The organism is Pontibacter rufus, from assembly GCF_015694705.1.
Lineage (GTDB): Bacteria > Bacteroidota > Bacteroidia > Cytophagales > Hymenobacteraceae > Pontibacter > Pontibacter rufus.
Window position 1 is genome coordinate 445480 of sequence record NZ_JADQDR010000002.1, and the last position, 7683, is coordinate 453162.

The following is a 7683-nucleotide window of genomic DNA, read 5'->3' on the forward strand; positions in this document are numbered from 1 at the left end:
TTCCATTTATACTTCATCCGCTTTGCCCTGGCATACTTCTACGCTGCTCCTGCTATTGTTTTGCAACCGTAACGCCCGGCCAGCTATCGGTGCGAAACGGAGAAGCGGGCAGCCCGGCACCATTGTAGAGGTTACCGACAGGATTATTTGCCCAATCATACCGCACCGCAACCGGCACAGGCACCTTTGGGCTCGACACGACCACATCATTTCCTTCGATTCTAGCATCTGCCCAGTAAAACTTTTTATCAGCTCCCGCGATGGCAAAACCTTTCAACGCCGTTCCGTCCTTCACCTTTAAACCGCCATCGGTATGCTGAAAAGATATCCGGATTTTATTGCCTTCTGTTTTGTAGGATTGAAAAATAGGGCCTGAAAACGAAATCTGCTCACCATACACTTTGGCCCGTGCTATCAGAGCCAGGCGGCGGCCTACTTCCTGTTTGTTCTTTGGATGAATATCCGCGGCTTCACCAATGTCGATAGCGACGGCCATACCAGTGTTGGGCGAGGTCAATGTTTTAAGTTGGGCTTCCCGCAACTCGGCCCAGTCTGATTCGCCGGGCTCGGCAGCTACATCCATAAAGTTTGCCAGCTGCACAAAGTAAAATGGGAAATCACCTTGCCCCCAGTTTTTGCGCCAGTCGGCAATCATCAGCGGAAACAGTTGCTGGTACTGGTAAGCCCTGTCCGCATTGCTTTCTCCCTGGTACCAGATAGCGCCGCGGATGGCATAAGGAATTAACGGGTGAATCATGGCATTGTACAGCACCGTCGGCCGGTTAGGCCCTTCCGGCGCCTGGGGCATGGCAGGCATTTCGCTGGCGGGCATAGCTACTTTATACTTCCAGTCGCCAGCCAAGGCTATTGTCTTGTTACCCGGCGCAGACAATTTCAGCTGTTCCGGCGCGCCATAAATGCCGCCTCCGCCTGCCGCATCCACCACCCGCACCGTAACAATATTTTCGCCTGCTTTCACCAAATTGGCCGGCACCGTATAAGTGCGTGGTTTGTCCCAGCCTTCGGTGCGGCCTATTTCTACGCCATTAAACCAGGTAATGTCATTGTCATCCACCGGGCCCAGCGTTAGCGTGAGCGTTTTGCCAGCCATACCTGCCGGGAGGTTTATACTTTTGCGAAACCAGACCACGCCATCAAAATCAGGCAGACCGGCTGCTTCCCAGTTAGCAGGAAGTTGCATGGTTTTCCAAGCAGCATCGTTTACAGCAGCCGTTGCCCAGGCAGCCTTGCCGTTTGCGTAGCCGGGGTCTTTGGCCAGCAGTTGCTGTTGCCAGTCCTTGTATTGCTGCTGGTATTGCGCCTTCAGCGCTGCCGGATCGGATGGACTTTTCTCCATCTGCTCCACCGCTGGCAAAAAGGCGGGCATCTGCTTTAAAGACGCGCCGCTAGTCCAGGCTTCGGCAATTGTTCCGCCCCACGAAGTATGGATAAGGCCTATCGGGATGTGCTGGTTCTGGTAGAGGTTCCGGCCGAAGAAATAAGCAACTGCCGAGAAATCAGCCACCGTTTCCGGGGAGCAGGGCTGCCATCCGCCATTCTCCACCTTCACATCCTGCAGCGGCACGGTGCTGGTGGCTTTTTCTACCTGCAGCAACCGGATGTTCGGGTAGTTGGCATTGGCGATTTCCTGCTTGTAGTTCTTAATCTTTCCCCAGCCTTCCAACGGCATTTCCATGTTAGACTGGCCCGAACAAACCCATACCTCGCCTATCAATACATTTTTAAGTGTAAGCGGCTCGCCATCGTCAAAGGTAATGGTGTATGACTTTTCTCCGGCTGCAGGCGTGGCTACTTTCAGTTTCCAGTTACCGTCTGCGTCTGCCTGGGTGATATAGGTTTTGTTGTTCCAGGAGGTGCTGATGCGGATGGTTTTATCTTTATCTGCCTTGCCCCACAAGGCCGCATCGGTTTTTTGCTGCAGCACCATGTTATCGCTGAAAATGGCAGGCAACTCCACCTTTGCAAAGGCCTTATGCCCTGTGCATAGAGCGATAAACAAGTATAAAGCTATTCTGATGTAGGTGGTTTTAGAAATCATGGCCTTGCGTAGTATGAATCAGTTATTGTACTTCTGCCTATTTTTATGAGAGTTTTAACTTCAAGGCTCTTATCAGGCTTTTCGCCTCGCCGGCTAGGCCTTACTTTTCTTCTTGATAAGAAAAGTAAGCAAAAGAATCAAGACCCTCCAAACTCGCTGAACGCTCAAACAGTGGAGGCTCATAAATGCACCTGGCAGAGTTTCTTATTTCGTAGAGACAAATTATTTATAACAATTAACGAGAATGCCTCAGCGTGTATGGCATTCTATTTCACAACCGGGAAAGCGACCACTCGCACCTTCGTGCAGCCGTATGGAACGAGTGTAATCGTCTCTACCTTATCATCTACCTGCCCCATAAACAAGCCGTCCCGGGCTGTAACCGGCTGTGGCGCTGTCCCGTTCTCGATGGTCTTCCAGCCGGGTATTTTCTTGGCCGGCGCCGTAATTTCTATGGGCGCATGTTGCAGGTTCCACACAAAGTCCTCTGTAACGGGCTTTACTTTCCTGACTTCCAGGTTTTCGGCAGGGGCCTGCACCACTTTCTGTAGCAAGCCATAGTTCCAGGCTCCTTTCGGGAACACGCTGTAGTAGTCGCCTTCTTTTTCGTCATGGCCTTTCTCCCACTTCTCTTCCAGTTTGAGGGCATACACCAGCGGCCCGCGCTCCACCGTTCTGGAATTGCGGCCCCAGTTAGACGTGCTCACTTCCATCGGCAACTGTAAAGCTAGCTTGTCGTTGTTCTGCCAGGTTCTGTTGATGGTGATGATTTGACCACCTTCCGCTGAGCGAAGCTGTTGCCCGTTCAAAGAAACAATGGCTTGCTGGCACCACGACGGAATGCGCAATTGCAACGGGAAAGCTACGTCCCCGCTGGTATTTAGATGAAAGGTGATAACGTCATCAAAAGGATAGCTGGTTTCTTCATCTATCACCACTTCGGTTTGTTTTTCGCCTACTTTGGCTGTGATTTGATTGGGGCTGTATTCTAAAGCCGCCAGTCCTTTATCCGGCGTGGCATACCACAGGTGAGAAGCAAACTTGGTCCAGCCCTGGTGCATGTTGGCCAGGCAGCAGGTATAGCCGCTGCGCATCCCGAATACGTTGTTCATCTCCCGTTCAAAAGGAAGCGAGAAATTGAACACGCCCCGCTTTACCTGCACCTGGTTGGCTATCTGGAAATACTGCTTGTTGTTGTAATCGTCGGTGGTTTGGGTGGGCAGCGCGTTAAAGGTCATCCGCTCCAGCGCATCCATGTAGCGCTGGTCACCGGTGATGCCGATAATCTCCTCCAGAGAGTACATAGATTCTACAATTGCGCAGAGTTCTGTACCCTGCGTGGGGTTGTTGCCATGCAGGTCTTCGTCGGCCGAGAACATGCCATAGGGCAGCCCGTGCAGCGTCATCAGGTCATTAAAGCCTGTATTGAGAGCCTTGAGATACTGCACGTCGCCGGTACGCTGGTAGTTTACAGCCGGGTCTTTGATGGCCATGGCTACGTTCACGCCGTGGCGGTGCATCCAGTTCTGGTCATTTTGCTGCGTCGCCGCGTTGATGGCCCAATCCCGGTTGCCCAGCCAGGTGCTCCACGGAAACGTCTGCGACTCTATGAGTGCGGCCAGTTCCAGGAGCGATTTGTCTTTGGTGATGCCGTAGAGCCACTGCGCCATCAGCACGTTGTCGTGCCCCCGCGACTCCGACCATTCCGTCCAGTTCCCGATAGGTGCCTTTTTTAAGGCCTCCTGCTGGTAATTGAAATAGCGGGTCATAAACGGAATCACCCGTTCGTCGCCGGTAGCCGTGTAATATTGCTTCAGCACTTTCAGCATAATCATTTTAGGCCACCAATCCTCGCCCAGTTCCGGGTTGTCGGCCGTTATTTTGGCGCCGCTCTCCCGCTCTGCTTTGGTGATGGGGCCGAAGTAACCGGATGGCCGCTGGTTATCGAGCGTCCAGTTGATGTACTGCAGCACTTTTTCCTGCAGCGCTTTATCATCCAGCAGGTAAGCCAAAGGCACCGCACCGTCGAGCCAGTAAGGTGTCTCTTCCCAGCCGTCGCCCTGGCCGCCGAGCCAGCCGTTGTCGTCCCGCACTTTGGCGTATACTTCGTCCAGGTGGCCGGTGGTGCCGTCACGCATAATTTGCAGCTGGTGCAAAAGCCAGCCCTGGGGCTTAATCGCTCCCAAAGGAAGTTCTATGTATACGGGTGCCACATAGGCGGCCGTGCCGGCAACCGGCGCAGGCGTTATTGTTTCCGGGTTAGAAACAACTTCCGCCGGCTGTCCCGGTTTGCAGGACGCACACAACAAGACTGATAAAGATGCTGCTACCAGGTTCTTTTTCATGTTATTAGATTTGCTGTAAGTGCAGCAACGTAAGTATAAACCGCCTGACCTGAAACATGACAGGCCATCTACGTATATTCCAGGTTTTATTTAACTGCCGACGCTTCAATCTCGACTAACGAAGGGTCATATAATTTGCTGTTCACTTCTCTCAGCTTCTCGGCAGGCACCTTCATTACCTTCCGATCGTACGTCATCAGGCCATTGGTTTCTACCTCCACATCTGTCGTCTGGGTATAAACGGCTGCCGATAATCCTTTTTTAATCAGCTCCTGCAGCTTTTCGGTAAAGGATTTATACTTGTCAAACAACTCATCGGCATTCTTGAACGTCTGGTAGCCCCAGTTGTCTTTCTGCTGCCAGGTATGGCCCGGTACCGGCAGGCCCAATCCGCCAAACTCACCCAGTACAATGGCCTGGTCGTCTCCGAACAGGTCGGGGCGCGGCATGGCCGGGCCCGGATAGCGGTGTAAATCTATAATGTGGCCCACCGGATGATAATTGCCGCCGCTGGCGCTGTTAACCAGCCGCGACGGGTCGCGCTCCATTGTCCAGTTCACAATTTCCACTGTTTTAAACTGTCCCCACGCTTCGTTAAAAGGCACCCATACTACAATGCTCGGGAAGTTGTAGAGGTCATCCATGATTTCAGCCCATTCGGTGCGGTATATCTTTTCCGATTCCGCTGTGCGGGTCATGTCTTCGCCCTCGCCCGTTATACCGGGATGGTTGCCCCAGCTTGCGCCTAAATCTCCGCTGGGCATATCCTGCCACACCAGCATACCTGCTTTGTCGCAATGATAGTACCAGCGGGCTGGCTCCACCTTCACGTGCTTGCGTATCATATTAAAGCCCATGTCCTTGGTTTTATCGATGTCAGAGACCAAAGCTTCCTCGGTAGGGGCCGTATAAAGGCCGTCCGGCCACCAGCCCTGGTCGAGCGGACCGTACTGAAATACAAATTTGTTGTTGAGCAGCAACCGCTGGATGCCATCTTCGTCGGGCCCTACACTGATTTTGCGCATGGCAAAATAACTGTCCGCTTCATCCACCACTTTCCCGTTCCGCACTATGGCGATGTGCAAATCATACAGGAACGGTTCTTTCGGCGACCACAGCTTCGGATTTTTTACCGGCAGCACAGCGGCCGCATTTGCTTTTACCAGCTGCTCCGCCACTTTATTTTTCCCGTCCCAGGCCGATACGCGCAACTGGTCGTTGGCCTGCAGGTTCTCTATTTCTGCCGTTACGGTTAGGGTCTGTTTGTCGATGTCGGGCGTTTGCCGGGTGTCGCTGATGTATGTTTTCGGAACCGGCTCCAGCCACACCGTTTGCCAGATGCCGGTTACCGGCGTGTACCAGATGCCTTCGGGCTTGTTTACCTGCTTGCCGCGCGGCTGCGGGCCTTCGTCTGTCGGGTCCCACACCCGCACGGCAATTTCCTGCTGTGCTCCTCTTTTCAGGGCTGAGGTGATGTCGAAAGTGAAGGGGTCGTAGCCGCCCTGGTGCGTTCCTACTTTCTGGCCGTTCACGTATACTTCCGCATCCCAGTCCACAGCGCCAAAGTGCAGCAGTACGTTTTGTCTGCGGATTTTGGCGGGCACTTTTATTGTCTTTTTATACCATAGCACCTTGTCTTTGCCAACCATTTTGCCTACACCCGACAAAGCCGACTCAACAGGATAAGGCACCAGAATATTACCATCAAACGAACCGGGTACACTTTCCTGCTGTGCTTTTGGCTGAATACTGTACTGCCAGAGGCCGTTCAGGTTCTGCCAGTTCTCGCGCACCAGTTGCGGCCGCGGGTATTCGGGCAGCGGGTTTTCCGGATTCACTTTCTCAGCCCAGGGCGTGGTAATTTTGCCCGGCACAATATGCCAGGCTGAGGTTTGGGCACTGACTATACCTGCCTGAAACAGCAAGGTTAAGAGGAGTAGATAGTATGTTTTCTTCATTGGATAAATGTTTAAGGTACTTCTTTTAATGTGATAAAACAGGTGCATGCGCTACAGCACGGGTTATAATTAAAGCGCATTGCCAGGTTAATTTAGTAAATATTTCATGGGGATAGCCCCTAACTCTAATCATTTGCCAAAACAGGATAATAAAAACTATTCTTTTCAATCACAAGCTTATCTGTACCTGAGGCTTTGTCTTTAGCGAAATGTGCTTTTACAATAGCCGTTACCCGGGGACCTACGGTAGTATTGGATTGATGCGTGTGGAAGACATAGTATAAATCACCGTTGCCGTCTCTTACAAAATCGCCATGACCAGTTCCGTTTACGCCAATGTCTTTCCTGCTTAACACCGGGTTGCCTTTATACTTTTGCCAGGGACCCATTGGGCTTTTGCTCACCGCATAGCCTACGGCATAATCCGGGTTGCGGAAATCGTTGGCGCTGTACACCAGGTAATAAAGGCCTTTGTGTTTCAGTATGGACGGGCCTTCCGAAACGGGCCATTCGGCATTAGCCGTGTTTTCCCAGGGTTCCTTTGCCGAAAGAACTTCCTTCAGTGTTTCAGACTTTATCGCCGAAAATTCATCTGTCATTTCTGCCACAAACACCCGGTTGCCGTCCGTTAACCGCACGTGGTACAGGTACTTTTTGCCGTCATCATCTATAAAAACGAAAGGGTCGATTTGCTTTACCGGCGCTGCCAAAGGCTCTTTGATATTTTGTGTAAACGGCCCGAGCGGACTGTCGCTTTGGGCAATGGCGATGTGCTCGTTGGCTGTATATGCCATGTAAAACTTATTTTTATATTTAAAAACCTGCGGCGCCCAGAAGCCTTTGTCGCCAAAAACATCTCCTTTCTTCAGTGCAAAGCCATCTTTAACACCTTTTGGGCCTTCCCAGGTTTTCATATCTCCGGACGTATACACCAGGAATCCTTCATCAGCGCCGCTGCCCACCGTGCCATACAGGTAATATGTACCTTTGTTGTAGAAAATGGTAGGGTCGGCCAAGGCAATCCGGCTGCCGGCATCTGTTGCTTGTGTTTGCGCGATTACGGGGCAGGCAGTTAGCCAAAGTATAAACAGCGTTAGTATAGAAACGCTGGCTGCACTGGATTTGCAGGTATAAATTTTTATCTTCATTATGTTCACACTTGATTCATACTTGCACTTCTGTTCTGTTTGCTTAAAGTCTTTTCCTGTGATTGCTAATTCACCTCCAAATCATTTTTAGAAGGCAGCTTGGGGAAAGGAGCATGTGGTTCTGCCTGGTACCAGTACACCACCGAGCTCATATCCGACTGCTGGGGCAGGTA

4 protein-coding genes are annotated in these 7683 nt (G+C 51.8%); all 4 read right to left on the minus strand.

Annotation, left to right across the window (positions count from 1 at the left end; translation table 11 throughout):
- Window positions 1–52: 52 nt before the first annotated feature.
- Window positions 53–2059 carry a sialate O-acetylesterase gene (locus I2I11_RS06125; protein ID WP_196266777.1) on the minus strand — a complete coding sequence of 669 codons (2007 nt, stop codon included), beginning with the start codon at window positions 2057–2059 and terminating at the stop codon, window positions 53–55.
- 266 nt (window positions 2060–2325) lie between these two features.
- Window positions 2326–4404: a beta-L-arabinofuranosidase domain-containing protein gene (locus I2I11_RS06130; protein ID WP_196266778.1), complete on the minus strand. Its 2079-nt coding sequence runs from the start codon at window positions 4402–4404 to the stop codon at window positions 2326–2328.
- Between the two features lie 86 nt (window positions 4405–4490).
- Complete coding sequence (locus I2I11_RS06135) at window positions 4491–6362, minus strand: glycoside hydrolase family 2 protein (RefSeq protein WP_196266779.1); 1872 nt, start codon at window positions 6360–6362, stop codon at window positions 4491–4493.
- 125 nt (window positions 6363–6487) lie between these two features.
- Complete coding sequence (locus I2I11_RS06140) at window positions 6488–7510, minus strand: glycoside hydrolase family 43 protein (RefSeq protein WP_196266780.1); 1023 nt, start codon at window positions 7508–7510, stop codon at window positions 6488–6490.
- Window positions 7511–7683: the final 173 nt, after the last annotated feature.

Bases quoted from the DNA above. Each gene is read 5' to 3' on its own strand.
- I2I11_RS06125 (WP_196266777.1), bottom strand. From the start codon at position 2,059: ATGATTTCTAAAACCACCTACATCAGAATAGCTTTATACTTGTTTATC.
- I2I11_RS06130 (WP_196266778.1), bottom strand. From the start codon at position 4,404: ATGAAAAAGAACCTGGTAGCAGCATCTTTATCAGTCTTGTTGTGTGCG.
- I2I11_RS06135 (WP_196266779.1), bottom strand. From the start codon at position 6,362: ATGAAGAAAACATACTATCTACTCCTCTTAACCTTGCTGTTTCAGGCA.
- I2I11_RS06140 (WP_196266780.1), bottom strand. From the start codon at position 7,510: ATGAAGATAAAAATTTATACCTGCAAATCCAGTGCAGCCAGCGTTTCT.